The organism is Deinococcus alpinitundrae (assembly GCF_009982895.1).
Lineage (GTDB): Bacteria > Deinococcota > Deinococci > Deinococcales > Deinococcaceae > Deinococcus > Deinococcus alpinitundrae.
This window is the reverse complement of the sequence record NZ_WXZL01000128.1, coordinates 1-396: the sequence shown is the minus strand read 5'-3', so window position 1 is coordinate 396 and position 396 is coordinate 1. Positions and strand designations below refer to the sequence as shown.

Below are 396 nucleotides of genomic sequence, written 5' to 3'. Positions count from 1 at the left end.
GGACGACCGACGTGTACGCTGATCCGAAGGTTCCGGCTAGCCGTATTTCCGGGCCGATGATCAATGCAACGGTTGCTCCTCCTGCGACGATCCCCGCCCGGAAATACGGCCAGCCTGCTTATGGCATTCCGATGACCCTCTCGGGGTTCACCGGTAACATGGGTCAGGTGGCTTCGAAGTGGCTCATGCTTCCTCTCCTGATGATCGTCGACCCTCATGTCGTCCAGATTTTGGCCGCACTGGGGGTTAAACGTGGGACCAAATCGGACCCACGGACGACCGACGTGTACGCTGATCCGAAGGTTCCGGCTAGCCGTATTTCCGGGCCTTTTTGAGGCACACGAGCGTAAACGTAGCCAGCACCGCCAACCGACTGCCAAGGGTTCGCCACTGTAA

Annotated in this window: 1 protein-coding gene; it reads left to right on the top strand. The window is 59.1% G+C overall.

The annotated features are described in order from the left end of the window. On the top strand, positions 1-335 hold a 335-nt coding region (locus tag GUI70_RS22720), incomplete at its 5' end, for a hypothetical protein (RefSeq protein ID WP_202630572.1). Positions 336-396 lie beyond the last annotated feature (61 nt).